Below are 3,167 nucleotides of genomic sequence, written 5' to 3'. Positions count from 1 at the left end.
GTCGCCGCCGGCCGCGGCGAGAAGGTCGCGCTGCACTTCGAGGGCGAGCCGGGCGATCGCGAATCCGTCACCTACGCCGAGCTGCAGCGACGCGTCGCGCAGGCCGCGAACGGCCTCCTCGCGCTCGGGATCGAGCCGGGCGACCGGGTGCTCGTCTATCTGCCGGTGCTCGTCGAGACCGTGGTGATCGCGCTCGCCTGCGCGCGCATCGGGGCCGTGCACTCGCTCGTCTTCGGCGGTTTCTCGGCCGACGCCGTGCGGTTCCGGCTCGAGGACACGCGGGCCAAGCTGCTCGTCACCTCCGACGGGCAGCACCGCCGCGGGAAGCAGGTCGAGGTGAAGTCGGCCGCCGACGAGGCCGCCGCGGGCCTCCCCCACCTGGAGCACGTGCTCGTCGTGCGCCGCACCGGCCAGGATGTCCCCTGGACCGCGGGCCGCGACCGCTGGTGGCACGACGCGATCGACACCCAGCCCGACGTGCACGAGCCCGAGGCCTTCGACGCCGAGCACCCGCTCTTCATCATCTACACCTCGGGCACCACCGGCAAGCCCAAGGGTCTCGTGCACACCTCGGGCGGCTACCTCGCCCATGCGAGCTGGGCGCACTGGGCCCACTTCGACGCGAAGCCCGAAGATGTCCACTGGTGCACCGCCGACCTCGCCTGGGTTACCGCCCACACGTACGAGATCTACGGGCCGCTCTCCAACGGCCTCACGCAGGTGATCTACGAGGGCACGCCCGACGCGCCGTGCCGCGAGCGGCACCTCGAGATCATCGAGCGCTACGGCGTCACCGTCTACTACACGGCCCCCACGCTGATCCGCACCTTCATGACCTGGTTCGGCGACGCGCTGCCCTCCGGGCACGACCTCTCGTCGATCCGGCTGCTCGGCACCGTCGGCGAGGCGATCAACCCCGAGGCGTGGATCTGGTTCCGCCGCAACTTCGGGCGCGACGAGACGCCCGTCGTCGACACGTGGTGGCAGTCCGAGACGGGCGCCGCCATGGTCGCTCCGCTGCCGGGAGTCACGACCCTGAAGCCCGGATCCGCCACCGTCGCCCTCCCCGGGATCGACATGGCCGTCGTCGACGAGGCCGGGGACCCGGTCGCGCCGGGACGATCCGGCACGCTCGTCGCCCGGCGGCCCTGGCCGGGTATGGCCCGCACCGTCTGGGGCGATCCCGAGCGCTACCGGGACTCGTACTGGGCGACCTACGCCGGCCGCGGCGAGCACTGCGGCTACTACGTCGCCGGCGACGGGGCGACCGTCGACGCCGACGGATGCATCTGGATCCTCGGCCGCCTCGACGACGTCGTGAACGTCTCCGGTCACCGGCTCTCGACCATCGAGATCGAGTCCTCGCTCGTCGCGGATCCCGGCGTCGGCGAGGCCGGAGTCACCGGCGTGTTCGACCCGATCACCGGGCAGGCCGTCGCCGCGATCGTCACCGCCGGTGCCGGTACCGGTGCCGGTGAGGGTGGCGCCCACGAGCCCGGCTTCGACGAGCTCCGCTCCCGGGTGGCGCACGACATCGGGCCGATCGCGAAACCCAAGATCATCGTGCGGGTCCCCGAACTCCCCAAGACCCGGTCGGGCAAGATCCTGCGGCGGCTGCTTGCGCAGCTGTGGCAAGGCGATACGCTCGGCGATACGACCAGCCTGCAGAACCCCTGGGCCGTCGACGGCGTACGCGCAGCCATCGAACTGGCCCGACAATCCGAAGCCTCAGCGAAGGAGACCACATGAGCGAGCACCAGTTCGGGTTCCGCACCCGAGCCCTCCACGCGGGAGGCACCCCCGACGCGACCACCGGCGCGCGCGCCGTGCCGATCTACCAGACCACGTCGTTCGTGTTCGACAACGCGAAGGACGCCGCGACCTTGTTCGCGCTGCAGAAGTACGGCAACATCTACTCGCGCATCGGCAACCCGACCGTCGCGGCGCTCGAGGAGCGGATCGCCTCCCTCGAGGGCGGCATCGGCGCGGTCGCGACCGCCAGCGGCATGTCGGCCGAGTTCATCACCTTCGCCGCGCTCGTCGGCGCCGGCGACCACATCGTCGCCTCCGCCCAGCTCTACGGCGGCACCGTGACCCAGCTCGACGTCACGCTGCGCCGCTTCGGCGTCGACACGACCTTCGTCGCGAGCTCCGACCCCGAAGCGTTCCGCACCGAGATCCGCGCGAACACGAAGGCGCTCTACGTCGAGGTCATCGGCAACCCCGGCGGCGAGATCGCCGATCTCGAGGGCCTCTCGAAGGTGGCGCACGAGGCAGGGATCCCGCTGATCGTCGACTCGACCCTCGCGACCCCCTACCTGGTGCGCCCGATCGAGCACGGCGCCGACATCGTCATCCACTCGGTCACCAAGTTCCTCGGCGGCCACGGCACCACCCTCGGCGGCGTCGTGGTCGAGGCCGGAACCTTCGACTGGGGCAACGGCAAGTTCCCCACCATGACCGAACCCGTCGACTCCTACGGCGGGATCCGCTGGTGGGACAACTTCGGCGAGTACGGCTTCCTCACCAAGCTCCGCAGCGAGCAGCTGCGCGACATCGGGCCCGCGCTCAGCCCCCAGTCCGCCTTCAACCTGCTGCAGGGCGTCGAGACCCTGCCCCAGCGCATCGACGCGCACGTCGCCAACGCGCGCATCGTCGCCGAATGGCTGGCCGACGACCCGCGCATCTCGTTCGTCACCTGGGCCGGCCTCGAGGGCCACCCGCACCGCGAGCGCGCGCAGAAGTACCTGCCGCTCGGCCCGGGATCCGTGTTCGCCTTCGGCGTGCGCCCCTCCAGCGAGTTCGCCGACGAGGAGGAGCGCCGGCAGGCCGCGCTCGAGACCGGCGAGAAGTTCATCGACTCGCTGCAGCTCGCGAGCCACCTCGCGAACATCGGCGACGCCCGCACGCTCGTGATCCACCCCGGGTCCACGACGCACCAGCAGCTGACCGCCGAGCAGCTCGAAGCCGCCGGCGTGCCCGCCGACCTGATCCGCATCTCGGTCGGCATCGAGGATCCCGAAGACATCCTGTGGGACCTGGATCAGGCCCTCACCCTCGCGACAGGAGCAACCCGATGAGCGACATCGATCCCCGCGGCGGCTCGGCCGCCGGATCCGCGTCTTCCGCACCGGACTCGCCCGCCGCCGCGCCCTCGCCCGCCGCAC

Annotated in this window: 2 protein-coding genes; both read left to right on the top strand. The window is 71.4% G+C overall.

The window, feature by feature from the left end:
• Positions 1–1,749, top strand: a 1,749-nt coding sequence (gene acs / locus ACFPZL_RS11550; protein ID WP_382335509.1) for an acetate--CoA ligase, incomplete at its 5' end; no start/stop codon positions are given.
• Entirely contained in the window at positions 1,746–3,080 is a 1,335-nt protein-coding gene (locus ACFPZL_RS11545) for an O-acetylhomoserine aminocarboxypropyltransferase/cysteine synthase family protein (RefSeq protein ID WP_218115637.1), read from the top strand. The genes acs and ACFPZL_RS11545, both read left to right, overlap by 4 nt.
• Positions 3,081–3,167 lie beyond the last annotated feature (87 nt).

It is taken from the genome of Leucobacter soli, from assembly GCF_042659205.1.
GTDB classification, from domain to species: domain Bacteria; phylum Actinomycetota; class Actinomycetes; order Actinomycetales; family Microbacteriaceae; genus Leucobacter; species Leucobacter soli.
Note: the sequence above shows the minus strand (reverse complement) of the source record. Positions and strands in the feature narration are given on the sequence as shown.